General features: G+C 68.4%; 20 protein-coding genes. 8 read left to right on the top strand and 12 right to left on the bottom strand.

Going from position 1 to position 24,575, the window contains the following annotated elements; all coding sequences use genetic code 11:
- Positions 1–31 precede the first annotated feature (31 nt).
- Positions 32–766: an arginyltransferase gene (locus tag ACQY4O_RS04945; RefSeq protein WP_428375100.1), complete on the top strand. Its 735-nt coding sequence runs from the start codon at positions 32–34 to the stop codon at positions 764–766.
- 16 nt (positions 767–782) lie between these two features.
- On the opposite strand, the gene ACQY4O_RS04940 is transcribed toward ACQY4O_RS04945, so the two are convergent.
- Together ACQY4O_RS04940 and parC are read right to left on the bottom strand one after the other, a co-directional pair.
- Positions 783–2,234: a hypothetical protein gene (locus tag ACQY4O_RS04940; protein ID WP_428375099.1), complete on the bottom strand. Its 1,452-nt coding sequence runs from the start codon at positions 2,232–2,234 to the stop codon at positions 783–785.
- A 123-nt stretch (positions 2,235–2,357) separates the two neighbouring features.
- Entirely contained in the window at positions 2,358–4,565 is a 2,208-nt protein-coding gene (gene parC / locus ACQY4O_RS04935; protein WP_428375098.1) for a DNA topoisomerase IV subunit A, read from the bottom strand.
- A gap of 39 nt (positions 4,566–4,604) precedes the next feature.
- Between parC and ACQY4O_RS04930 the strand changes: the two genes are divergently transcribed.
- From ACQY4O_RS04930 to ACQY4O_RS04920, 3 genes are read left to right on the top strand one after another with little or no spacing between them, the layout of a single operon-like run.
- A complete protein-coding gene (locus ACQY4O_RS04930) occupies positions 4,605–5,129 on the top strand; it encodes a hypothetical protein (RefSeq protein ID WP_428375097.1) in 525 nt (174 codons plus the stop codon).
- Between the two features lie 37 nt (positions 5,130–5,166).
- Positions 5,167–6,453: an MFS transporter gene (locus tag ACQY4O_RS04925; protein ID WP_428375096.1), complete on the top strand. Its 1,287-nt coding sequence runs from the start codon at positions 5,167–5,169 to the stop codon at positions 6,451–6,453.
- Between the two features lie 4 nt (positions 6,454–6,457).
- Positions 6,458–7,342, top strand: coding sequence for an NAD(P)-dependent oxidoreductase (locus ACQY4O_RS04920; RefSeq protein WP_428375095.1), 885 nt, complete (start codon positions 6,458–6,460; stop codon positions 7,340–7,342).
- A 16-nt stretch (positions 7,343–7,358) separates the two neighbouring features.
- On the opposite strand, the gene ACQY4O_RS04915 is transcribed toward ACQY4O_RS04920, so the two are convergent.
- The 4 genes from ACQY4O_RS04915 to rpsB form a co-directional block, all read right to left on the bottom strand.
- On the bottom strand, positions 7,359–8,993 hold the full coding sequence (locus tag ACQY4O_RS04915) for a dihydroxyacetone kinase subunit DhaK (protein WP_428375094.1): 1,635 nt from the start codon (positions 8,991–8,993) through the stop codon (positions 7,359–7,361).
- 67 nt (positions 8,994–9,060) lie between these two features.
- Positions 9,061–9,804, bottom strand: a complete 744-nt coding sequence (recO, locus tag ACQY4O_RS04910) for a DNA repair protein RecO (RefSeq protein WP_428375093.1) — start codon at positions 9,802–9,804, stop codon at positions 9,061–9,063.
- Positions 9,805–9,839: 35 nt separating this feature from the next.
- Complete coding sequence (gene tsf / locus ACQY4O_RS04905) at positions 9,840–10,778, bottom strand: translation elongation factor Ts (protein ID WP_428375092.1); 939 nt, start codon at positions 10,776–10,778, stop codon at positions 9,840–9,842.
- Between the two features lie 120 nt (positions 10,779–10,898).
- Positions 10,899–11,762 (bottom strand): 30S ribosomal protein S2, encoded by an 864-nt coding sequence (rpsB, locus tag ACQY4O_RS04900; RefSeq protein ID WP_428375091.1) that lies wholly within the window; start codon positions 11,760–11,762, stop codon positions 10,899–10,901.
- 224 nt (positions 11,763–11,986) lie between these two features.
- On the opposite strand from rpsB, the gene ACQY4O_RS04895 reads away from it, so the two are divergent.
- A complete protein-coding gene (locus ACQY4O_RS04895; RefSeq protein ID WP_428375090.1) occupies positions 11,987–12,712 on the top strand; it encodes a fumarylacetoacetate hydrolase family protein in 726 nt (241 codons plus the stop codon).
- A gap of 87 nt (positions 12,713–12,799) precedes the next feature.
- Here the strand turns inward: ACQY4O_RS04895 and ACQY4O_RS04890 are convergent, their stop codons facing one another.
- The 3 genes from ACQY4O_RS04890 to ACQY4O_RS04880 all read right to left on the bottom strand — a co-directional run bounded on the left by ACQY4O_RS04890 (position 12,800) and on the right by ACQY4O_RS04880 (position 16,030).
- On the bottom strand, positions 12,800–13,933 hold the full coding sequence (locus ACQY4O_RS04890) for a hypothetical protein (RefSeq protein WP_428375089.1): 1,134 nt from the start codon (positions 13,931–13,933) through the stop codon (positions 12,800–12,802).
- A gap of 1,048 nt (positions 13,934–14,981) precedes the next feature.
- On the bottom strand, positions 14,982–15,416 hold the full coding sequence (locus ACQY4O_RS04885) for a GNAT family N-acetyltransferase (RefSeq protein WP_428375088.1): 435 nt from the start codon (positions 15,414–15,416) through the stop codon (positions 14,982–14,984).
- A 104-nt stretch (positions 15,417–15,520) separates the two neighbouring features.
- The gene (locus tag ACQY4O_RS04880; protein ID WP_428375087.1) at positions 15,521–16,030 is read right to left on the bottom strand and encodes a GNAT family N-acetyltransferase; all 510 of its coding nucleotides are present in this window, start codon (positions 16,028–16,030) and stop codon (positions 15,521–15,523) included.
- A 170-nt stretch (positions 16,031–16,200) separates the two neighbouring features.
- Between ACQY4O_RS04880 and ACQY4O_RS04875 the strand changes: the two genes are divergently transcribed.
- Positions 16,201–16,983 carry an aminoglycoside phosphotransferase family protein gene (locus ACQY4O_RS04875; protein ID WP_428375086.1) on the top strand — a complete coding sequence of 261 codons (783 nt, stop codon included), beginning with the start codon at positions 16,201–16,203 and terminating at the stop codon, positions 16,981–16,983.
- A 158-nt stretch (positions 16,984–17,141) separates the two neighbouring features.
- Complete coding sequence (locus tag ACQY4O_RS04870) at positions 17,142–17,672, top strand: GNAT family N-acetyltransferase (RefSeq protein ID WP_428375085.1); 531 nt, start codon at positions 17,142–17,144, stop codon at positions 17,670–17,672.
- A gap of 78 nt (positions 17,673–17,750) precedes the next feature.
- Here the strand turns inward: ACQY4O_RS04870 and ACQY4O_RS04865 are convergent, their stop codons facing one another.
- Both ACQY4O_RS04865 and dnaE read right to left on the bottom strand, forming a co-directional pair.
- The gene (locus tag ACQY4O_RS04865; RefSeq protein WP_428375084.1) at positions 17,751–18,635 is read right to left on the bottom strand and encodes an alpha/beta fold hydrolase; all 885 of its coding nucleotides are present in this window, start codon (positions 18,633–18,635) and stop codon (positions 17,751–17,753) included.
- 4 nt (positions 18,636–18,639) lie between these two features.
- A complete protein-coding gene (gene dnaE / locus ACQY4O_RS04860) occupies positions 18,640–22,059 on the bottom strand; it encodes a DNA polymerase III subunit alpha (protein WP_428375083.1) in 3,420 nt (1,139 codons plus the stop codon).
- Between the two features lie 67 nt (positions 22,060–22,126).
- Between dnaE and ACQY4O_RS04855 the strand changes: the two genes are divergently transcribed.
- Positions 22,127–23,443: a hypothetical protein gene (locus ACQY4O_RS04855; protein WP_428375082.1), complete on the top strand. Its 1,317-nt coding sequence runs from the start codon at positions 22,127–22,129 to the stop codon at positions 23,441–23,443.
- Here ACQY4O_RS04855 and ACQY4O_RS04850 read toward each other — a convergent pair.
- Entirely contained in the window at positions 23,421–24,536 is a 1,116-nt protein-coding gene (locus tag ACQY4O_RS04850) for a DNA topoisomerase IB (RefSeq protein ID WP_428375081.1), read from the bottom strand. The genes ACQY4O_RS04855 and ACQY4O_RS04850 overlap by 23 nt on opposite strands.
- Positions 24,537–24,575: the final 39 nt, after the last annotated feature.

Below are 24,575 nucleotides of genomic sequence, written 5' to 3'. Positions count from 1 at the left end.
AAGTGGGCCCGAGCATGATCCCGGTTGCTGCATGACCTATACGGCGCCGCGGCGCCCGCAATTCTTCTACACGACGGCGCCGCTGCCCTGCCCCTATGTCGCCGGCCGCACCGAGCGCAAGGTGGTGACCGAGATCACCGGGCCGGACGCGGAAAACCTGCATGACCGGCTGTCGCGCGCCGGATTCAGGCGCAGCCACAACATCGCCTATGCGCCGGTCTGTCCGGCCTGCAACGCCTGCGTGCCGATACGCATTCCGGTGGCGCTGTTCACGCCCGGCCGGACGCTGAAGCGCATCATGCGGCGCAATGCCGGCGTCGAGGGCTTCGAGGTCCCGGCGCGCGCCACCACCGAGCAGTACGCGCTGTTCCAGCGCTACCAGCAGGCGCGGCATGGCGACGGCGACATGGCCGGCATGAGCTTCTACGACTACCGGGCGATGATCGAGGACACCCCGATCGAGACCTTCCTGGTCGAGTTCCGCGAGCCCGACGACAGCCTGATCGGCGTGTGCCTGACTGACCGGCTCGGCGACGGCCTGTCCGCAGTGTACAGCTTCTTTGCCGCCGACCGCGCCAGCCGCTCGCTCGGCAGCTTCGCGATCACCTGGCTGATCGAACGCGGCCGCCTGCTCGACCTGCCCTACGTCTATCTCGGCTACTGGGTCGCGGACAGCCGCAAGATGGCCTACAAGGCGCGCTTCCGCCCGACCGAGATCCTGGCCGGCGGGGCCTGGCGCCTGCTGGAGCAGCCTCCCGGCAGCTAGCCGGCCGCAACCTTCGTCACGCTGCTGGCCCAAGCGACTCGAGGGCGGCCATCGCCTCCGCCAGCGTCCCTGCATCCGACGCGCGGCCGACATAGCCGAGCCAGGCGATCACCGGCGGGTAGTATGCGATCTCGATCGGAAACAACATGATCGCGCGCTCGCCCCAGCAAATGGCCTGCGCGACATCGCCGTTGGCCCCGAGATAGCGTGCGAAATTGAAGCACAGCGTGTGGTCGCCGGGCTGCGCCTGCAGCGCCGCGACGCTGGCCAGCACCAGATCGGCGTGCAGCCTCGCCGGCGGCGGGGGCACGGCGAGGTCCGCCTCGGTGAACACCATCAAGGCAAGCCGCAGCATGATGATGTCGGTCGGGTCCACATACAGCGCCTGCGCCAGGATCTCGCCGGCCACGATGCGGTGCCCGTGGTCCATGAACAGCCGGGCGGCGGCGCGCGACACCGCCGTGCCGGGTGTGCCGGCCTGTGCCAAGGCCTCGAACAGCCCCTTCGCGGAGGGCAGGTCGCCGACCAGCAGCAGGCATTCGATGCATTTGAGCGTCAGCGGCACCGAGCCCGGCCGCAGCCGCAGCACCATGCGCAGCAGGTCGATGCTGCGGCCGAGGTCGCCGTCATTCTGGTGGATCTCGGCAAGCGCCAGCACATCGTCGTCGCGCGGCGCCGGCACCGCGACCACACGCTCGTAGTATGAACGGACCGGCGTGAAATCCATCTCCGGCCGGGTCAGCCGCCCGGCCCAGACATCGAACACGCTGCCGATGTCGATCGCGATCCCGCCGCGCCGCTTGATCACGTCGCAATAAATCTTCCCGCACGGGCCGGCGCCGACCAGGAACACCGCGCCCTGGAACGGCACCTCGATGGAAGCGCAGAGGAAATCGAACATTTCCGGAAAATGCCGCGGCAGGTGCGGCTCGTAGCAGAACAGCGCCTGCTCCGGCACGCGGCACCATGCGCTGCGGCGTGGCTCCAGCATGTGCCGCACCACGCCGCGCACGTCGCGCGAGGTCACCAGGCCGAGGAAGTCGATGCCGGTCAGCGTCTTCTGCAGGAACCCGTCCAGGATCATCGCCTGCGGGAAGTTCACCAGCACGGTGGCGAGCGGATGCCCGGCGGCGAGCGACGCCAGCACCGCATTGGCCCGCGCGAACTCGGCCGGCCAGTCGGCATCGGGACAGCCGACCACGTCGGCATTGCGGATCGCCGCCGCCAGGCCGGCGCGCAGCCGTTCGAGCTGATCGAGGCTCAACCGGTTGTCGCGAAACCAGCGCTCCAGCATGCGGGTGAGCTGGCTCTGTGCATAGAAGGCGGGCGTGCCGAGCAGCTTGGCCTCGCCGTCGTTGAAACGGACGATCGAAGCCGGGCGCCGGCGCGCGATGCGCTCGAGCAGCAGCATCTCCAGCTCCGGCACGCTCATTCGCCGGCCGATGGACGCCAGCGTGCGCTCGTTCATCCTGCACCCGCCATCCTGCACCCGGCCGTGACGGCCGCGCTTGTCCGCCGGCTGCTGAAACCTATCCCGGCACGGCGCCCCCAGGTGGGTAATTCGGCGCGCTACCGAAACTTCTACGGCGGGTCACGCCTTGCGCGTCACCCAGACCGGCGCTGCGCGGCCCGCATCGCCACGCTTGCCGACCCAGTCTGCAAGATCGGCCATGCCGCGTGGCCGCACACCCTCGTGCCAGACCAGGCCCGAAGCGCGGTCGAAGGTGCGCATGTCCTTCAGGCTGCCTTCCTTGTACTTCTGTAACGCAACGCCGGTACCGCGCGCCAGCTCCGGCACCTCGCCCGTCGGAAAGATCAGCAGCCGGCGGTTGCTGCCGAGCAATGCGACGTGATCGCCGGCTGCGCGCACGCACAGCGCCGCGCGTTCGCCCGGCTTGAGGTTCAGCACCTGCCGCCCGGTGCGGCGCTCCGCCAGCAGGTCCTCGGACTTCACCATCAGGCCGCGGCCGGCGGCGGAGGCGACCAGCCAGCGCTCGCCGTCGGCAGCCACGAAGAGGGCGATCAGCTGCTCCTCGTTGGACAGTTCGACCATCAGCCGGATCGGCTGGCCGTCGCCGCGCCCGCGCGGCAGGTCAGAGGCACGCAGCGTGAAGGCGCGGCCGTCGCTGGCGAACCCGCACAGCCGGTCGGTGGTCCAGCATTCCAGGCTGCGACCCGGCGCGTCGCCCTCCTTGAACTTCTGCCCCGCGAGATCGACCGCGTGGCCGCGCACCGCCCGGATCCAGCCCTTCTCGGACAGGATCACCGTCACCGGCTCGCGCTCGACGGCGCTGATCTGCGAGATGTCCACCGGCGCCGGCGGCTCGGCTAGCGTGCTGCGGCGGGTGCCGAGCGGGCCCGAGCCGAACTTCTTGCGGGTCGCCTCGAGTTCGGTCGCGATCCGCTTCCAGCGCAGCGGCGGGCACTCCAGCAGGGTGGCGAGTTCGCCGCGCTCGCGGGTCAGCGCGGCATGCTCGCGTTGGATCTCGATCTCCTCCAGGCGCCGCAGCGAGCGCAGCCGCATGTTGAGGATCGCCTCCGCCTGGGTCTCGGTCAGCGCGAAGGCGGCGATCAGGGCGGCCTTGGCATCGTCCGCCTCGCGCACGATGCGGATCACCTCGTCGAGGTTAAGATAGACCGCGAGGAACCCGTCCAGCACCTCCAGGCGCCGGTCCAGCGCCGCCAGGCGATGCCGCGAACGGCGCAGCAGCACCTCGTGGCGATGGTCGAGCCAGGCGCGCAGCACTTCTGGCAGGCCCATCACGCGCGGCACCCGGTCGGCGCCGAGCACATTCATGTTGAGCCCGAAGCGCGTCTCCAGCTGCGTTGCACGGAACAGCGTCTCCATCAGCACTTCGGGCTCGACGCCGCGAGTCTTCGGCTCCAGCACGAGGCGCACCTCGGTGGTGCTCTCGTCGCGGACGTCGCCCAACAGCGGCAGCTTCTTCTGTTCCAGCAGCTCGGCGATCTGCTCGATCAGCCGGGATTTCTGCACCTGGTACGGGATCTCGGTGACCACCACGGTCCAGGTCCCGAACCGGCCCTGCTCGACGCTCCAGCGCGCCCGCAGCCGGAAGCCACCGCGCCCGGTCTCGTACGCCTGCCGCATCGCGCGGGCGTCCTCGACGATGACGCCGCCGGTCGGGAAATCCGGACCCGGCATCGCCGCCAGCAGCGCATCGAGTGCGACCGCGGGGTCGCGCACCATCAGCAGGGCGGCGGCACATACCTCGCCGGCATTGTGCGGCGGGATGCTGGTCGCCATGCCGACCGCGATTCCGGCGGCGCCGTTCGCCAGCAGGTTGGGGAAGGCGCCGGGCAGCACCACCGGCTCCCGCTCCTCGCCATCGTAGGTCGGGCGCAAATCGACCGCGTCGTCCTCGATGCCGTCGAGCAGCGCGCGCGCGACCTCGGTGAGACGGGCCTCGGTGTAGCGCATGGCCGCCGCGTTATCGCCGTCGATGGAGCCGAAATTGCCCTGCCCCTCGACCAGCGGGAACCGCTGGGCAAATTCCTGCGCGAGCCGCACCAGCGCCTCGTACACGGAGGCATCGCCGTGCGGATGGTACTTGCCGATCACGTCACCGACGACGCGGGCGCATTTCTTGAAGCCGGCGGTGGGGTCGAGGCGGAGCTGCTGCATGGCGTACAGCAGCCGGCGATGCACCGGCTTGAGTCCGTCGCGCACATCCGGCAGCGAGCGCGACATGATGGTGGACATCGCGTAGGCGAGGTAGCGCTCGCTCAGCGCGTCGGCGAGCCTGGTATCCTCGATATGCCCTGCCAGCGGATCGGCCATCTGCGCTCCCTGCTCCACGATCAGTCCCAGGAACAAACCATGAAAGCCAACCCGCCGGCAACTTCGGGCCCGGCGGCCGACTTCGATGCCTCGCGCGCGGGGCCTCCGGTCCGCGCCGAACCTGCCGACCTGGAGCCCTCGCCGATGTCCATGAAGTTCGTCCCGGGCGTCATCGCCGCGCTGTCGATGGCGCTCGCGCTCGCCGCCTGCACCACCCCGCAGGAGCGCGTCCAGCAGCGCGAGGACCTGCTCGCCGCCGCCGGCTTTGCCGTCCGCCCGGCCAACACGGCGGCGCGCCAGCAGGCCTTGGGCCGCCTGCCGCCGCACCATTTCGTCCAGCGGACGCATGGCGACACGGTGGTCTATCTCTATGCCGACCCGCTGGTCTGCGACTGCCTCTATCTCGGCAGCCAGGAAGCCTACGGGCGCTACCGCCAGGAGCGGCTGCAACAGCGCCTGCTCGACCAGCAGCAGCAGATCGCCGACGAGCAGCAGATGAATGCGGACCGCTTCGAGGACGGCGCCTGGGACTGGGGCCTGTGGGGCCCCGGCTTCTACCGGTGAGGGCTTGGCGGCCGGTCGCGCCAGGTGGCCGCGCGCGATGACGCTGTCGCCCCGCGTGCGCCGCATGCGTGTGACCGCCCTGATCCTGCTGATGGTCGCGGGCACTGTGAACTACCTCGACCGCTCGGCACTCTCGATCGGCAACTCGGCGATCCGCACCGACCTGCATCTGTCCGATACGCAGATGGGGCTGCTGCTGTCGGTGTTCGCGCTGGCCTACGGCCTGGCGCAGTTGCCGATCGGCATCCTGATCGACCGCTTCGGACCGCGCCGCCTGCTCGGCGGCGGCCTGGTGCTGTGGTCGCTGGCCCAGGCGGCCAGCGGCTTCGTCGGCAGCCTCGGCCAGTTCGTGGGCGCGCGCGCGGCGCTCGGGATCGGCGAGTCGCCGATGTACCTCGCCGGCACCAAGGTCTTCACCAACTGGTATCCGCCGGCCGAGCGCTCCTGGCCGATCGGGCTGTTCAACGCCTCCTCGGCGCTCGGTCCGACGATCGCGCCCGGCCTGCTGACGCTGCTGCTGCTGGCGTATGGCTGGCGCCCGATGTTCATCCTGATCGGCATCGGCGGCATCGCGATCGCGCTGCTGTGGGAACTGCTCTACCGCGATCCGGCGCATGCCGGTCTTGACGCGCGCGAACTGGCGTCGATCAAGGCCTGGGACGACGAGGCGGCAGCCGGCCAGGCCGCCGGCTCCTGGCCGGTGCTGTTCCGCCAGCCCACCACCTGGGGCATGGCGATCGGCTTCTTCGGGGTGATCTACCTGACCTGGCTCTACGGCACCTGGCTGCCGGACTACCTCGAGCGCGAACGGCATCTCAGCGTGCGCGCCGCCGGGCTGTGGACCGCGGTGCCGCAGGCCTGCGGCTTCCTGGGCGCGGTGCTGGGCGGCCTCGCCTCGCGGCAGCTGGCGCGGCGCGGCATGGCGCCGGTGGCGTCCTGCAAAGCGCCGCTGATCGCCGGCATGCTGGTCACCGCCGCCTGCACCGCGGGCGCCGCCGTGGTGCAGGGTGCGGCACCCGCCATCGCGCTGATCAGCTTTGCCCTGTTCGCAGCCACCCTCGCCTCCTCCTGCGGCTGGGCGATGGCAGCGGTCGCCACCAGCCCGGACAAGGTGGCAACCCTGGAGGCGATCCAGAATATCGGCGGCTCGCTCGGCGGCGCCTGCGCGCCGGCCATCACCGGCGGCGTGGTGCAGGCCACCGGCTCTTTCACCCCGGCGCTGCTGCTGGCCGCCGCGATCGCCGTGCTGTCGGCCGTCATCTACGGCGTCGCGGTACGCGAACCCCGCCTGCACCAAGGCGCCCCGACACCCGAAAGGAGATAAGCTGATGAAGATCGGTTTCGTGGGCCTCGGCCCGATGGGAACGCCGATGGCCGGGCGTCTGCTCGCAGCCGGCCACAGCCTTGCGGTGTTCAACCGCACGCAGGCCAGGGCCGACGACCTGGTGGCGCGTGGCGCACGGCGGGCCGGCAGTCCCGCGGAGGCAGCACGGGACGCCGACATCGTGTTCTCGATGCTGGCGAACGACGCCGTGGTCGAAAGCCTGAGCTTCGGCGAAGCCGGCATCCTCGCCGGGCTGCCGAAGGATGCGGTGCATGTCTCGACCAGCACGATCTCGCCGGATCTCTCCACCCGGCTGCAGCGGGCGCATGACCAACGCGGCCAGCTCTACGCGGCGGCGACCGTGCTCGGGCGTCCGCCGGCCGCCGAGGCCGGCGAGCTGTTCATCGTGCTCGCCGGCGCCGAGACGGCGCGCAGCAAGATATCAGGACCGCTGGCAGCGCTCGGCCAGCGCGTGTTCGATATCGGCGAGGATCCGGCGCAGGCAAACCTCGTGAAGCTGTCGCTGAACTTCATGATATTCTCGACCATCGAGCAGATGTCGGAGATGTTCGCGCTGAACGACAAGGGCGGGATCGCGCCCGCCACCCTGTTCGAGATCATGACCAGCAGTTTCTTCACGGCGCCCGTGCACAAGAACTACGGCCGCATCATCGTCGAGCAGCGTTTCGAGCCGCCGGGCGCCGCGGTGCCGCTGGCGCTGAAGGACAACCGGTTGCTGCTGGAGGCGGCAGCCGATCTGGCGGTCCCGTTGCCGATGGCGTCGCTGCTGCGCGACCGCTTCCTGGCGATGACCGCCAAGGGGGAAGCCGGCCTCGACTTCGCCGCCCTCTCCCGGCGCTCCCGCGACGATGGCGGCCTGCCCTTCTGAGGACGGCCCGGACGCGCTACGCGATCTCCGCCAGCCGTTCGAACAGCCGCGCCACTGCCTCGGCGCCCGGGTCGGTGACACCGTCGAGATTGCTTTGCGGCACGTAGGCGGCGCGTCCGGCGCGGGCGGCCATGGCCTGGGTAGCCTGCGCGCCGGCCCGCGCCGCACGGGCTGCGTCCTGCAGGCTGCCACTATCGTGCAGGGCCCTCAGCGCCGGCTCGAGCGCGTCGATCAGCGTCCTGTCACCGGCGGCGGCCCCGCCGTCGCGCTGCACGCGGACCAGGCCGGCCTCGAACGCCGCCGTCCAGTCCGCATCCGCGACCAGCGCGTTGCCGGCGGCGGTGAACAGCGTCGCCATCAGCACCCCGCTCGAGCCGCCGGCGCGACGCTGCAGCAGCGCACCGATCCGGCGCAGCAGCGCGGCTCCATCCGCATAGGGCAATACCTCCAGATGCCGACGAACGCTGTCCGCCGCCTGTGCGAAGGTAGTGCCGGTATCGCCGTCGCCGACCCGGGCGTCGAGCGCGTTGAGGTCGCCTTCGATCGCGATGAAGAGCGCGGTGCCGGCTTCGACAAGCGCTTGCACCCGCGGCGCGCGCGACGGCGACGGCACCTGATCCTCGAGACCCGCGGGGACCGGCACGATGGCCGCCGACGGGCCAGGCCGCGCCTGCTGCCAGGCGACCAGGGCGGTCGGCGCCAGCAGCAGCGCCTCGCGCGCCGCATCCAGTTCCAGCAGCGAGAGCGAGAAGCCGGCCATGTCCAGGGAGGTCATGAACGAGCCGGGCCCGATCACCAGCGCCAGCTGCGACGGCGGCACCACGCGCACCACGCTGCCCATCAGGATCGCCATCTCGAGCGGCGGCGTGCTGCCCAGGTTGTTCAGCAGCAGGGCATAGCGCGCGTCGGGATCGTGCCCACGCCCTCGCAGCCGATCGAACGCCTGCGCGACCAGTGCGTCGGCGCTGCCCATCGGGATCACCGCGGCACCCGGCTCGCCATGGATGCCGAGGCCGAGCTCGGCGTCCTCCGCGCCCAGCCGGTCCGACGGCTCCGAGCCGGGCGGCGTGCAATCGGACAGCGACAGACCGATTGAACGCACATGCAGCGCCGCGTCGCGGGCCACCGCGGCCACCGCCTCGAGTGACTGGCCGGCCTGCGCCGCGGCGCCTGCCAGCTTGTGCACGAACAGCGTGCCGGCGAGCCCGCGAGCACTGATGCCGTCCGCCAGTGCCACGTCGTCGGCCGCGATCACGGTCTCGACCGCGAGCCCTGCTGCACGCGCCCGCTCGGCGGCCAGGCCGAAATTCAGCCGGTCGCCGGTATAGTTCTTCACGATCAGCAGGCAGCCGGCACCGCCTGTCACGGCCAGGATCGCCGCCAGCACCGCATCCACGCTGGGGGACGCGAAGATGTCGCCACAGACCGCCGCGGTCAGCATGCCGGGGCCCACGAAGCCGGCATGCGCCGGCTCATGGCCCGACCCGCCGCCCGAGACCAGGGCGACCCGGTCGCGTTTCCAGTCCCGCCGCAGCACGACATTGATGTCGGGGTCGTCGAGGCGGCAGAGCCCGGCGCCGGCGGAACCCAGCAACAGCCCGTCGATGGCATCCCGCACCACCGCCTGGCGGCTGTTGATGAAGCGCTTCATGGCCTGCTCCGATAGACCCGCAGGCGCGCCACGTCACGCCCCCAGTGCCCGAGGTTGGCCGTATGCCTCAGGACGGCATGGCCTCGATCAGTTCCTGCAGGCGCGACCGGGCGGCCGGCAGCGGCTGGTGCCGGGCGCCGAAGGCATCGCGCGCCAGGAAATGCCCGGTCAGCCGCAGCCCCTGGCTCCAGGAGACCGGATCGCCCGACTCCTGCTCGTCGACCAGCAGGCGTGGCAGCGGCAGCAGGCGGTCGCGCCACGCGCCCGCGCCGGCCTCGGACACGCCGCGGCCGCTGCGTGGCGAGACGAAGCGAAGTTCTGCCGCCTCCCCGGTCACCGCACAGGCGGAGAGGTCGAGGCCGTAGCCAAGATCGGCGAGCAGCACCGCCTCCCACCGGATCAACGCCGCCGGACCGGTCCGGGCCGCGTCCTCCGCATCCAGGCTGAGCAGGGTCAGCAGCCCGAGCAGCCCGTCGAACACACGCGGATGCGGCTCGCGCTCCGGCAGGGCGCCGTCCGCGACGGCGCAGCAGGCCGACAGCAAGGCCAGCGGCAGACGGCTCTGAAGGATGCGGGCCGCCGATGGATGCACCAGTTCGGCGCTGAGGTTGCCGAGCTGCTCGGGCAGCCGTGCGAACCAGCGCGCCGACACCAGGTTGCCGGCCTGCCATAGGGCAATGTGCTTGCGTGAGGCCCCGCCGCGCACCAGGCCACGATACGCGCCATGCTCCCCGGTCAGGACATGCGCCACCACGGCGCTTTCGCCGTACGGGGCGGCCGACAGGACGAGGGCGGGAGCCTCCCATTCCATGGATGCTCCCGCCCTCTAGCTGGGTTGCGGCCCGGTCAGGCCGGCTCCAGGTCCGGATCGGGGTCCTTCCTGACCCCGGACGCGGCAGCGACCTCGGCCGCGAAGTCGCTGCTTTCCTTCTCGATACCCTCGCCCAGCTTGAAGCGGTCGAAGGCGACCAGCTTGCCGCCGGCCTTCTGCACCACCGCCTTCACCCGGCTCTCGCCGTCATGCACCCAGACCTGCTCGAGCAGCACCACTTCCTCGTAGTACTTGCGCACCCGGCCCTCGACCATCTTCTCGATGATCGCCTCCGGCTTGCCGGACGCGCGCGCCTGCTCCGTCAGCACGGCCCGCTCGCGCTCCAGCGCCGCCGGATCGACGGCATTGACATCGAGCGCGCTCGGGCTGGTCGCCGCGACATGCATGCCGACCTGGCGGCCGAGCAGCTCGAGCGCCTCGCTCTCGCTCGGTGCCTCGATCGCCGCCAGCACGCCGATCTTGCCCAGGCCGGGACGCAGCGCACCATGCACATAGGTCGCCACCACGCCGGACGGCACCCGCAGCACACGCGCCCGGCGCAGCGACATGTTCTCGCCGATGGTCGCGATCAGATGGGTGATCTCGTCGGCGACGCTGCGGCCGGTCGGCAGCACCGCGGTCTTGATCGCCTCGACGTCGTCGCCGATCTGCAAAGCGATCTGGGCCACGCTGTTCACGAACTCCTGGAAGCTCTCGTTGCGGGCCACGAAGTCGGTCTCGGCATTCACCTCGACCATGGCGGCGATGCGCGGCCCCGAGGCGACACCGATCAGGCCCTCGGCGGCCACACGCCCTGACTTCTTGGCGGCGGCCGCCAGGCCCTTCTTGCGCAGCCAGTCGATCGCCTGCTCGACGTCGCCGCCGGTCTCGTTCAGCGCCTTCTTGCAATCCATCATGCCCGCGCCGGTCTTCTCGCGCAGATCCTTCACCAGGGCAGCGGTGATCTCGGCCATCGGCCTCTCTCCTCAAGCAGGGATCACGCCCCTGCCGACGAGGCGGCCGGGCGTGACGTCAGCTTCGAAACAGTAGGACCGGAACGCGTGTTCGCATGCCGGCCCCGGTTCAGGTCCGGCTCACTGCGCCGGAGCGGCGTGCGCCTCGGCCGCCGGAGCGGCGTGCGCCTCCGCCACGGGGGGCGACGCATCGCCCTGGCCGGGCACGTCACCCTGCAGCTCGGACGCCGACACCTCGGGCGCCATCTCGATCGGCAGTTCCTCGGCGGCACCGTAATCCTGGCCCGACGCCCCGAGCTCGGCGCTGATGCCGTCCAGCACCGCGGAGGCGATCAGGTCGCAATACATGGTGATGGCGCGGATCGCGTCGTCGTTGCCCGGGATCGGGTAGGTCACGCCGACCGGATCGGAGTTGCTGTCGAGCACCGCGATCACCGGAATGCCGAGCTTGGTGGCTTCCTCGACCGCCAGCTTCTCCTTGTTGGTATCGATGATGAACAGGATGTCAGGCAGCCCGCCCATCTCCTTGATGCCGCCAAGCGAGCGCTCCAGCTTCTCCTGGTCGCGGGTGATCTCCAGGATCTCCTTCTTGGTCAGGCCCTGGGTGTCGCCGGAGAGCATCTCCTCGATCTGGCGCAGCCGCTTGATCGAGCCGGTGATGGTCTTCCAGTTGGTCAGCATGCCGCCGAGCCAGCGATGGTTGACATAGTACTGGCCGCAGCGCTTGGCCGCATCCGCGACATGCTCGGAGGCGGCGCGCTTGGTGCCGACGAACAGCACGCGGCCGCCATTGGCGACCGTGTCGCGCACCGCGCGCAGCGCACGGTCGAGCATCGGCACGGTCTGCTGCAGGTCGATGATGTGGACCTGGTTGCGTATGCCGAACAGATACGGCGCCATACGGGGATTCCAGCGGCGCGTATGGTGGCCGAAATGGACACCGGCTTCGAGCAGTTGACGGAGCGTATAGTCGGGCATCGCCATCGGCGTGTCCTTTCCTTCTGGTTGTGCCTCCGCGGGGCCGTTGTCCGTGTGGACACCAGAGGCGCTCCTGTCCATCCGGACACCAGAGCCGCCCCGCGTGCGAATTTTCCGACATGCCATGCCTTGACGGCACGGCCTGACCGGATGGCGCCATATGGCCAGGTTGCGCGCCGAAAGCAAGCGCGGGCAGGTGCGAACCGAAGCCGATCTGGTATGCTCCGCGCATGAGCCAGACCACCGTGATCCCCGTCCCGCCCGCCATCCTGTTGCCGACCGCCCTCGGCGCCGCCTTCCCGGTCCGGCGCGTCTATTGCGTCGGCCGCAACTATGCCGAGCATGCGCGCGAGATGGGCGCCGACCCCGACCGCGAGCCGCCGTTCTTCTTCAGCAAGCCGGCCGACGCGCTGCTGGCGGCAGGGGCCGACATGCCCTATCCGCCCGGCACCGACGAGTTGCACCACGAGATCGAGCTGGTCGCCGCCCTACGCTCCGGCGGCAGCGACATCGCCGTCGAGGATGCCCCCCGCCATGTCTGGGGCTACGGCGTCGGCCTCGACATGACCCGGCGCGACATCCAGGCCGCCGCCAAGAAGCAGGGCCGCCCCTGGGACATGGCCAAGGGGTTCGACCACTCCGCCCCGATCGGGCTGCTGGTCCCGGCGGCGGATATCGAGGAAGCCGGACGCGGCGCGATCACCCTGCGGGTGAATGGCGGCATCCGCCAGCAGGGTGAACTCGGCGACATGATCTGGCCGCTCGCCGAGACCATCATGTTTCTCTCGCGCCTGGTCCGGCTCGAGGCGGGCGACCTGATCTTCACCGGAACCCCGTCGGGAGTCGGACCGGTCAAACGCGGCGACCTGCTGGAAGGCCACATCCACGGTGTCGGCGAGGTGAAGGTCCGGATCGTCGACATCCAGAGCAGCATCCGATCAGACGGAACCGGCTGATCGGATCGAGCGCTCGCGAGGCTCGACAAGGGGGTTGAGCTGCCCACACCTGCGGTGGCCGCCGCACGTGGGAGTGACACCTCAAGGCTATTGCCTCAGCTCTTCAAGCCGCGCCTCGGCTCCCCAGCCATAGGCCGTAGGCTTGATATGGCCATCCGCCCCTAGCCATGTGTTGCCGACCGCAAGCACGATATCGTTCGCGCCTTGCCGCAGGGCGATCGGCACGGACGCGTTGTCCGCTTCGAGGCGACCGTTCGGCGACAGGCGGCGGTCCTCGGGGCGATACGGGTTGTCTCCCGCAAACACCGCCTTGCCGTTGAGAAAGACGGTGATCTGACGGGCCCAGCCGATCCGGAGCACCCGGTGCATAGCTGTTCCGGCGGTTATGGTGGTCTTGAGCCAGCCGACCGACAGGCGCCGCACATTGAAGTTGCGGCTCAGGTTGACGAGGCCGGTCTGTTCCGCCGCGATCGCGTGCCAACTGCGCGAAGCCGGGATATCCGCCGCTCCCACGGGACGGTCGACGGGAAGCGCAGACGGTGTTGCGGCGAGCCAGGTCATGACGGTGTCGGCAGCAGGCACGCCTTCGTGCACATCCGGCAATGCGGATGCCGGACCGGGCCGGATGACGAGGTTTGCGTAGATCGCCGGCCCCTTGAAAGCTATGCCACCCTCTGTCGTTGTGCCCTGCAGCCTTGGCACGACGAGGGTTGGGTCGGCTGCGTGATTGACCGTCACGGTCAGCTTCTCGCCAGCGACGACGAGATGCACATGGTTCCATCCGGCGGGGTTGATCGGTGCCTGCCCCTGGTAATTCGAGTAGGTGTCCCATTGCATCCGCTGATGAGTGATCGGGGCGTACTGGATGCAGTCATCGGCAGCGGGACAGTCCGGGTTTGCGCGGAGATACACCATCTCGCCCGCATCCTCGCCGTGCCGACGAAAGATGATACCGGTATCGTCGTAGGCGAGCGGCTTGATGTCGAAGTCGATCGTGCCGCTCGAAAAACGCGCCTGGCGCGACACCGCGATGCCCGGGGACACGGTCATCGCGCCATCCGGCATGCCCTCGTAGCGAGCGAAGCGCAGTGGCTCGCTCGTCTCGGGAATCCAGTCGACGTGCGGGCCGAGCTGCCAAGCTCCAGGATCCATGGGGTACGACGCAACCTGAGTCACTGGATCCGCAGCTGCGCGATCCACCCTCATCGCGAACGGCGCCATGAGCAGGACGATGACAGCAGCAAAAAGCGGCGGCCGGACCGGGCGAACATGTCGGGCCGGAGAGACGGGGCGTAGAGGCGACATGCTCGTGAGCATGCTGCGAACGGGAAGCAAGGACAAGGCACCGGATGCGGACTTCCGGTTCGGGAAATTGGTGGGTAAAATCTGACGCTTCATACCCGCTGAGTTGGGCCGCTCTCGACCCAAAGCTGACTCAATCTGCAGACAGTATTACCAGACAGTTGGCACGCTGATGCGGCGGGCTCGGTTCAAGCCTTGCGATCTAGCTAGCTGTGGAACACTGCTCGGGATTAGAGGCTTGATGACCCGTCGACTATTGCTCACCATTGCGGGAGCCACGCTTTGTTCAGTGGTGATGACTGCCGCTGCCGCTCCGATGAAGAGCAATGCGCTGCTTCGTACGCAGGAGGGCCCGATGCAGGCCCTGCTCGTCCATAGCCCGTTCCTAGGCCCGAGCGGTATGGACACCGCTGCGGTCGGTCCTAATCCAGCGCGGCTACAAAGTTGTCGTTCCCGACCTGCGTGGAAGCCTGCAGGATGCCTCGAACCCGTATGCGGCCATCGCAAAACATATTGCGGCTTCCGCGCCGTCCTTAAATACGCACGTTGTCCTACATAGCGGTGCCGGTGCATTGGCGCCCTAGATCTGGTCGGCCGACAAGCGCCTGACCAGGATGGTCTTCCTCGACGCATTAATGCCGCACCCGAACCTGAGTTGGCTAGACACTCTGCCGCAAGACATGAAGCATCAGCTCTTGGCGGCCGCGGTCGACAGACGGCTCCCTCCTTGGCCAACTTGGTCACCTAAGGGACTTCTTGAGCAGCTAGTTCCCGACACCTACCTGCGGCGTTCGATTGAGGCAGAAGCCGGCGCCGTCCCACTCTCCTACGTGGAGGCAAACGCCCCGGAGATTCCAAATTGGGAAGAGTTCACAATGTCCCGCTACATCCAGCTCAGCGACGCCTATGCCGACCAGGCTCAAAGAGCTGTCCAGGCGGGTCTCCCCGTGGACCGATTTAGAGGTAATCACCTAAGTATGGCAACGGCGGCTCCAGCAGTCGCAGATCTCTTGGTCGCCTGAACGTGCTCAAGGCCATGGCGGCTGTAGATGTCGCGGCGGTTAGCCATCAGGACCATGAAAGCTACCCCAGCCTTCCGCGCCTGCCCCTCTCCCTCCTCTAGAAGTCTTGATCCGATACCTCGCCCACGGCAGTGCTTGCGAACGCAGAGGTCGATTAGGCCACATATGCAAACCCCTTCTGCGCCGACCCTAATCACTCGGTAATCCAACTCAACCCGCGTGATGAGATTACCCCGCTGGTGCGTGACGATACGAAAGTGCGGCTGCTGCTTGATATGGGTCCGACCGTTGAAGAAGCCAGGGAACGCCTCGTCGAGCAGGATTCGAAGCTCGTCTTGCACTGCGGCTGGAAGCGTCGGCTCGGCGAAGATATGGATCATCTTATCGGCGTCCAGTCCATGTATTTGGACGGGTTTAAGAAACGCCATAGGTCCCAGAAAGCTCGGCCCCGAGAACCGTGCCGCAAACGGTCGATTTCGGACCCCTATGACGTCATCGCGTACCCTGGTGGGCAATCGGCCTGACCGCTCAACCGTTCCATCAACACCGTCTTGATGACAAGCCCCGATTTTCGCCGCATTTCTCCCTCCCCGATCCTCTGGAAGCCAAACCTCTCGTAGAACGGGACCGCGTTGAGCAGAGCCTCAAGACTGATGCGACCTTTCTCGCCTGGCATCTCGGACAGCGCGAACTGCAGCCGCCGCCGCCCTATGCCTTGGCCTGCGTAGCGGCTATCGACATACAGCATCGAAATCGTCTTGGTGAAGAACTCTATAAATCCGACCGGCTCCTGGTCCAGGTAAGCGATCCAGTCTCCGCCCCACTCTATTGCCCCCGTGTAATCGTTGAGCGATCGGCCTTCGAACCATCCCGCAAGCTGCTCCTTCGAGTAGTGCGTTCCGCACAGCGCCGTCGTGGAGTCGACGTGGATGCGATAGATCGTCTCGCGGTCGGCAAGTGTAGCTTTGCGGAGTGAAAGCCCATCACACATCATCACCCCTCCCTCCAATCACTGTCGTCCAGCATCAGTTGCCGCAGTAAAAACGGCAAATGGCTTCCTTACCTCCGGTCGATCCTGGGATTCCTGCAGCGGCCCCGAGAACCGCTTTCGACCCCAAAGCGGCCATACGGCTGTGCTACGCTCACCCTATGTTTGAACCATACTTGAGCTACTGGAACCTAACCCCTGACGGTGATCCCATCGCGACGCGTGCCGCCCGCCTGCTGCCGGTACTGTGGGACGGCCAGAAGGCCATGCTCAAGCTTGCCGTCGAGGAGGAAGAGCGCGCAGGCGGCGTGCTGCTGGTCTGGTGGGATGGGGTCGGCGCCGCACGGGTTCTGGCAAATGAGGGTGGTGCCCTGCTAATGGAGCGCGCCGCGGGGCTGGGCTGTCTTTCCGACATGGCCCGTACCGGGCGGGACGACGAGGCCTGTGACATTCTCTGCGCCACGGCCGCTCGACTACACGCGCCGCGCGCCAAGCCGTTTCCGGAGCTGATCCCCCTGACGCATTGGTTCCGCACGCTAAGCCCGGTGGCGGCAGCCCGCGGCGGACTCCTGAGGCGCTGCGACATGGCCAGCCGTAAACTGTTGGCCACGCCGCAGGAGGTCATCCCGCTGCACGGGGACCTGCACCACGGCAATGTGCTGGACTTCGGCTCCCGCGGTTGGCTGACTGTCGACCCTAAGTGCCTCATGGGCGAGCGGGGCTTCGACTTCGCCAACATCTTCTGCAATCCTGACTTGTTGGTGGCCGCCGAGCCCTACCGCTTCTTGCGCCGCCTCACAGTCGTCGCCGAAGCGGCACGGCTGGAGCGGAGGCTCCTGCTGCTCTGGATCCTCGCCTGGTGCGGTCTGTCCGCGGCTTTTTCCCTGGAGGACGGTGATGCACCGCCGCTCGACTTGTTGCGGGTGGCCGAACTAGCAGCAGCGGGACTGGACCGATGATCCCCGCGGCGTGCGATCCCGGGGAGTCCGAACTCCGCTAGCCCCGACGGTAGGTCTGGCCGGGAGACTGTCGCTGAGAACGACCCAAAGCTTATCTTCCGTTGAAGCAACAACGGATTTAGGCAACTATGGCATTGCACCTAAAAAGCCGACCGATAATGATCCAGACCTTCACTGAGCCGACGCTTCCAGCTGCAGTGCAAGATCAGCTTCGCCCCTTGCTCGATCAGGCGTTCCCCGGCTTCTTCAATGGCCGAACCTATGTCAAGCAGCAGCCTCACTTTCGTATCATCATGCACGCCGGGAGCGACGTCGTCGGACACGTGGCCTTGGATTATCGAGTGATCAGGATCGGCGCAGAAGTCGTCCGGATATGCTTCGTCATCGATCTTTGTGTCCGGAAGGATCGTCGCGGGCAAGGAATAGGGTCTAAACTTCTGGAAGAAGCGGAGGTGCAGGCGCGCGAAGCTAATGTATGCTTCATGGTCCTGATGGCAGACCTTCACGACTTCTATGGCCGCCACGGCTTTCTCCGCATTCAAGGCGTCTGGACTAAGTGGCTTGCGATCAGCGATCGCGCTTCACACTCGCTGATTGAGGAAGACCTATCAGACCAGCTCATGGCAAAGCCTCTGGCCGAGTTCGGCTGGCCGGACGGTCCTATCGACATGTTGGGCTACTTGCCGTGAGGACCTCATCCATCGAAATGTCTGCTTTCCACCACAAGCCGATCTACAGGACGACGGGTATCAAGCGTCAGACTTTATTCACGAGATGAGCGCGAGGACGGCGTCGGCGAACGCCCGCGGCGCCTCCTGCGGAACGTTATGACCGATCCCGCTCAGGATCCTGTGTCGAACGCCACCCCCGAAGTGCGCAGCATCGGTCTTGAAGGGTTGCGGCGGATCAACGCCGTCATCGCCTCCCTGCAGCACCGAGGTTGGAACATTTATGACCGGCTGTTCCGCCAGACGCTGTTCGATGTGGTCGAGGCGCGTATCGCCGATCACTTCGCCGATGCGATGACGGTATGAGTGGATCACGACAGCGGCGAAATCCGGATTATCGAAGCTTGCGGCTGTCCGCTCGAAAAGCGCATCGGTGAACTTCCAGCCCGGCGACCACTGCGTCCACAGGAATCCGCAAAGCCGCCGCCTGTCCTCGACGAGCGCAGTCCGGCCGCGCTCGGCATTCAGGAAATACCAGTACCAGTGCCGGCTCTCCTGATCGAGCGCAGACGGCCTGCGCGCGGTCCGGACATTATGCAGGTTGTACGCCGTGCCGCAGCTCACCAGGCCGCGCACGCGCTCGGGCCAGAGGGCCGCGACGAGACAGGCCGCGCGACCGCCCCAGTCATAACCGGCCAGCACCGCCGTCGGCAGGTCGAGCGCGTCCATCAATGCCTTGAGATCCGCGCCAAGAGCGGCTTGCTGGCCCGACCGCACGCTGTCCTCGTTCAGGAAACGGGTCGGCCCGTAGCCACGCAGGAACGGCACGATGCAGCGCTTCCCGGCCGCCGCCAGCAGGACGGAGACTTCGTCATACGCGTGCGCGTCGTACGGAAAGCCGTGCAGGAGGATAACCGGTTCTCCGTCGGCGGGGCCGACCTCGAAATAGGCGACGTCGAGCGCGCCCGCAGAAACATGCTTCATCCTGTCACCGCTCCTCGATGCGCGCGACACCCGCCACCAGCTTCAGCGCCTGGGCCAGCCGCGGGGTCACCATGTACGGCTCCGGCAGCGAGACCTCGAGGTCCTGGGTCTCGTCGAGACAGGGCAGCAGGATCACCCGTCCCTTGCCGCCCCGCTCGCGGCCGAGGATCGCGCTGATCGGCGCCAGCGCTTCCGGGCGGTCGAGCCAGATGCGCATCTCGGCCCCCGCATCGGCCGCGGCGCGGTCCAGATCCACCACATCGGCCGCGGTGATGCGCAGCATCTCGCCCTCCAGGCGCAAATCCGCGGTCACCAGTACCGCGCGGCCCGCCACCAGGATGTCACGCGTGCGCCCCAGCACCTCGGAGAACAACGTGACCTCGGTGCCGCCGGACGCATCCGACAGCCGCACCCAGGCCAGGCGGCCGCCGGTGCGCGTCGGCCTTTCCTTGCGATCGACCACGCAGCCCGCGATCTTCACCCGGCTGATGCCGGCCGCGGCGGCGGCTTCCAGCCCGGTGCAGCGGGTCGCCCCCAGCCGGCGCAGCAGCGGCGCGTAGCTGTCCAGCGGATGCGCGGTCAGGTGGAAGCCGACCGCCTCCGCCTCCAGCCCGAGCCGCTCGATCTCCGGCCAGTCGGCCACATCCGGCAGCCGCAGCGTCTCTGCGCGGCCGGCGCCCCCGAACAGCCCGATCTGTCCGCTCGACACCTCCTCCGCCTGCGCCTGCGCGCGCCGCAGGATGGTCTCGGCCCCGATGAACACGCGCGCCCGGTTCGCATCGAGGCTGTCGAAGGCGCCGCATTTTGCCAGGTTCTCGATCTGCATCTTGTTGATCTGGCGCGGCTCGACCCTCGCTGCGAAGTCGGCGAGGTCGCGGAACGGCGCATCACCGCGTGCCGCCTGCACCGCCTGCATCGCGCCGAGCCCGACCTTCTTGATCGCCGCCAGCGCGTAACGGATCGACTGAATGCCGTCCTCGGCGACCTCGACGGTGAAGTCCGCCGCCGAGCGGTTGATGTCCGGCGGCAGCACCCGCACGCCGAGCCGTTCGGCCTCCTGGCGCAGCGCCGCCAGCTTGTCGGTCTTCTCGCGCGCCAGCGACATGCACGCGGCCAGGAAGGCCACCGGATGGTTCGCCTTCATCCAGGCGGTCTGGTACGAGACCAGCGCGTAGGCCGCCGCATGCGACTTGTTGAAGCCGTAATCGGCGAACTTCGCCATCAGCTCGAACACCTCGACCGCCTTGTCGCGATCGATGCCGCGGCCGACCGCGCCTTCGGTGAAGATTTCGCGCTGGGTGTCCATCTCGGCGCGTATCTTCTTGCCCATTGCACGCCGCAGCAGGTCGGCCGCACCCAGGCTGTAGCCGCCCATCTTCTGGGCGATCTGCATGACCTGCTCCTGGTAGACCATGATGCCGTAGGTCTCTCCCAGGATTTCCCGAAGCTCCTCGTGCGGCGGCTCCCACGCCTCGCCGTGCTTGCGGCGGCAATAGTCCGGGATGTTTGCCATCGGGCCCGGGCGATACAGCGCCACCGCCGCGATCAGGTCCTCCAGCCGGGTCGGGCGCATCTGCCTGAGCACGTCGCGCATGCCGGCACCCTCGAACTGGAACACGCCGCCGGTGTCGCCCTTCGACAGCATCGCGTAGGTGCGCTCGTCGCCCTGCGGCAGCATCGCCAGATCGACATCGGTGCCGAGCTTCTGCAGCATCTGCACGCCGCGCTGCAGGATGGTCAGCGTGGTGAGGCCGAGGAAATCGAACTTCACCAGGCCGGCCTGCTCGACGAACTTCATGTTGAACTGCGTGACCAGCATGTCGCTCTTCGGGTCGCGGTAGAGCGGCACCAGCTCGATCAGGTCGCGGTCGCCGATCACCACGCCGGCGGCATGCGTGCTGGCATGACGGTACAGCCCCTCGAGCTGCAGGGCCGTCTTCATCAGCCGCGCGGTCGCCTCGTCGGCGTCGCGCATCTCCTGCAGGCGCGGCTCGCCGTCGATGGCCTGCTTCAGCGTCACCGGCTTGGCGGGATTGTTCGGGATCAGCTCGGCGACCTTGTTGACCATGCCGAACGGCAGGCCCTGCACGCGCCCGACATCGCGGATCGCGGCGCGCGCCTGCAGCTTGCCGAAGGTGATGATCTGCGCGACCCGGTCGCCGCCATATTCCTGCCGGACATAGGCGATCACCTCGTCACGCCGGTCCTGGCAGAAATCGATGTCGAAATCCGGCATCGACACGCGCTCGGGGTTCAGGAACCGCTCGAACAGCAGGTTGAACGGGATCGGATCGAGATCGGTGATGGTGAGCGCCCAGGCGGCGAGCGACCCGGCGCCGGACCCGCGTCCGGGCCCGACCGGAATGCCCTGGGCCTTCGCCCACTGGATGAAGTCGGCGACGATCATGAAGTAGCCGGCAAACCCCATCTTCGCGATCACATCGAGCTCGAACGCAAGACGCGCCGCGTAGAGCGCGCGCGTTGCGGCATCCGCGCGCATGGTGTCGAGCCGCGCCGCCAGCCCTTCGGCCGCCATCGCGCGCAGCGTCTCGTCCTCGCTGCTGCCGAGGCGGACCTTGGGGCAGACCGGCAGCAGCGGCTTGCGGGTCTCGACCATCACTGCGCACATCCGGGCGATCGCCAGCGTGTTGTCGCAGGCCTCGGGCAGGTCGGCGAACCGGCTGCGCATCGCCGCCGCCGGCTTGAACCAGTGCTCTTGCGTGACCCGCCAGCGCTCGCGCTCGGCCAGCGTCCGGCCCTGGGCAATGCAGAGCAGGGCGTCGTGCGCCTGGTGCATCGCGGGGGTGGCAAAGAAGCACTCGTTGGTGGCGACCAGCGGCAGGCCGAAGCGGTCGGCGAGCGTGACCAGGCCGGGCTCGATCGCCGCCTCCACCGACAGGCCATGCCGGTGCAGCTCCATGACCAGCCGGTCGCCGAATGCCTCCTTCAGCGTCGCCAGCAGCCGCTCCGCCTCGTCCTGCTGGCCCTCGGCGAGCAGCCGCGCGATCGGCCCGCGGGTGCCTCCGGTCAGCAGGATCAAGCCCTCGGCGTGTGCGCACAGGGTGTCGAGGCTGATACAGGGATCGGCCGGATCGCCGTGCAGGAACCCGATCGAGGAGAGCCGCTGCAGGTTGTCGAGGCCTTGCGCGTCGCGCGCCAGCGCCACCACCGGCTCGGGCACGGCACCGGGACGGCCGTGGCGGGCGGCCAGCGAGACCTGGCAGCCGATGATCGGCTGTACGCCTTTGCCGGTGCAGTACTGGGAGAACTCGAGCGCGCCGAACAGATTGCCGGTGTCCGCGATGGCGACCGCCGGCATGGCTTCGGCCTGCGCCAGGGCGGCGATGTCCGGAACCCGTATGGCGCCCTGGCTCAGCGAGTAGGCGGAGTGGACGCGCAGGTGGACGAAGTCGGCGATCGGCATGGCGGGATCGTAGCATCCCGCCCGCCATGCGGCCCACCGGCGCGTGCTAACGGGGATGATGCCGAGGATGATCCTGCCGCGACTCGCCGTCCCAGCCGCCGGCGTCATGCTTGCGATCCTGGGCCTGCACGTGGCCCTGCTGCCGGAGGCGCACTGGCAGGGCGACGACTTCCTCTGCAGCGCCTTCGCCCGCGACGACGGCCTCGCCTATCTGTGGCAGGCCCGGATCGGCGGCTGGAGTCCGCGCCCGTTATCCGAGGTCGTGTTCTACCTCTACGGCCGGCTGGCGGCATCGCTGCAGCGCCCGCTCACGGTGCCGTTCCTGGCCCTGCTCTGGACGCTGCTGTTCGCCTCCACCCTGGTCGGCATGCGAAAATGGCAGTGGCCCAGGGTCGTGATCGGCCTCGCCGCCTGCTGCCTGTACCTGCTCGGCCACCCGGTCGGCGAGATGTTCTACTGGCCGGCCGGCGCGGTCGCCTATGTCTGCACGCTGACCGCCAGCAGCATGGCGGTGTTCCTGCTCATCGACGGGCGCGACCGCTCCTGGGCCGGCACGGTGGCGGCTTCGGCGAGCCTCGCCGCGTGCGCCGCCTGCAGCGAGGCCGGCGCCTGCCTGGCCGTGCTGCTGGCGCCGGCCCTCGCCACGCTGCGATGGCGCAGGCCGGGCAAGGCGCTGACCCTCGGACTCCCCGGCCTGTGCGTCGCCGGGTTCGTGTTCTGGGAGGTGGCCCACCATAGGCTGGTCTCGGCCGAAGCCGTCGGCCACCTCACCCTGCTGCACAGCCTGCGACTGGCGCTGCGCGATCTCGGGCGCGAACTCCGCCAGTTCTGGACCGCCAAGCTCGCCTTCCTGCTCGGCGTGCGCTGCTGCGCGGCCGGCGCGCGCCCGCATGCGCGCGGCCTGGTGGCCTGCGCCGTCGCGCTGCCACTGGCCGCCGCGGCCGTCACCGTCGCCGCCTGGCACCAGTTCGGGGCGCCATGCTGCGAACGGCACGAGAGCCTGCGGCAAGGCTGGGTGGTGCTGATGCTGGCGGCGTCCGGCGTCGCTTCAGTACGCCGGTGGCCGGTCGGCGCCCGCGCCGCACGTTTCGGCCCGGCGGCGCTGCTGCTCGCCTGCCTGATCGAGGCGGCTCCCCGGCTGCACCCGATCCTGCATGACCTACGGCTGATGGGTGCCATCACCGCCACCCAGCGTATGGACTGGCGCCGCGGCCGCGCCGCGTCCGAGATGATGCAGTTCCGTCTGCCGCCGCCTGCCGAGGTCGCCGGCATGCCCGGCATCCCGACCGGGCAGTTCGCCGAGCCGGCGCTGAACTCGTGGAGCGCGCACGGCCTGATGCAGTTCTTCCACAAGCGCCGCATCACCATCCTGCCACCGCGCTGATCGTGACCTCGCCCTCGTGGCCACGCGCCGGCTTGTCGAGGCCGCGACTGAGGAACGCCATCACCGCCACCTCGTCGGCGGTCAGCGTATGCGGCGCCTGCTTCGGATCGAGTGCCGCTTCCGCGCGCTGCTTCAATGTCGCCGCCAGACTGCCATCGAGATAGCCGTCTAACACCGCCGGATGGATATAGCATTTGCGGCAGATCGCCGGCGTGTTGCCGAGCAGCTTGGCGACGCTCTCCACCGCACGCAGCACATTCTTCTTGGCAACGGCCTTGGTGTCGTACTGCGCGAACTGGCGCAGCGCGAGGGCCGCGAGGTTGGTCGCCGCCCAGGTCCGGAAATCCTTCGCGGTGATGTCCTCGCCGGTGATCTCGTGCAAATACTCGTTCACGTCGGACGAACTGATCGAATGCCGCTCGCCGGCCTCGTCGAGATACTGGAACAGGTCCTGGCCTGGAATGTCCTGCAGGCGCTTCATGATGCCGGCAATGCGCCGGTCGCGCACCTCGACATGCTGCTGGATGCCGTGCTTGGCGCGAAAATCCAGCGTCAGCGCCTCGCCTTGCACGCGCAGGTGGCGGCGGCGCAGGGTGGTCAGGCCGAAACTCTTGTTGGTGCGGGTGTATTCCTCGTTGCCCACCCGGGCCAGCGTCCGTTCCAGCAGCGTCACCACGGTGGCGAGCACCCGGCGCCGGGTCAGCCCGCGCTCGGCAAGATCCTCGGCCACGCGCACCCGCAACTCCGGCAGCTTGCGACCGAACAGTAGCATCTTGCCGAACTTCGCCTCGTCGCGCACCAGCCGCCAGTCCGGATGGTAGCGATATTGCAGCCGACCGCGGGCGTCGCGGCCGACAGCCTGCAGGTGCCCTTTCGGATCGGCGCAGATCCAGACATCACGATAGGCAGGCGGGATGGCCAGCTTGCGCAGCCGCGCGATGGTGTCCTCGTCGGCGACGATCCCGCCCTTGGGGTCGCGGTAGCAGAACCCGTCGCGGGCGGCTTCGCGGGTGTAGCCTGGCTTGCGCGCGCTGACGTAATGCAGCCGGGCCGCCTTCGCCTGCGCTCGTACTTCGCTCTCGTCATCCGCCATGCTGCCGGAACCGGCAGCATCGGCACCGGTTGCAGGCCC

Origin of the sequence: Lichenicoccus sp. (assembly GCF_965277665.1) — a bacterium.
In the GTDB taxonomy this organism is placed as follows: Bacteria; Pseudomonadota; Alphaproteobacteria; order Acetobacterales; family Acetobacteraceae; genus Lichenicoccus.
The sequence above is the reverse complement of the archived record's forward strand: the minus strand, read 5'-3'. Positions and strand labels throughout refer to the sequence as shown.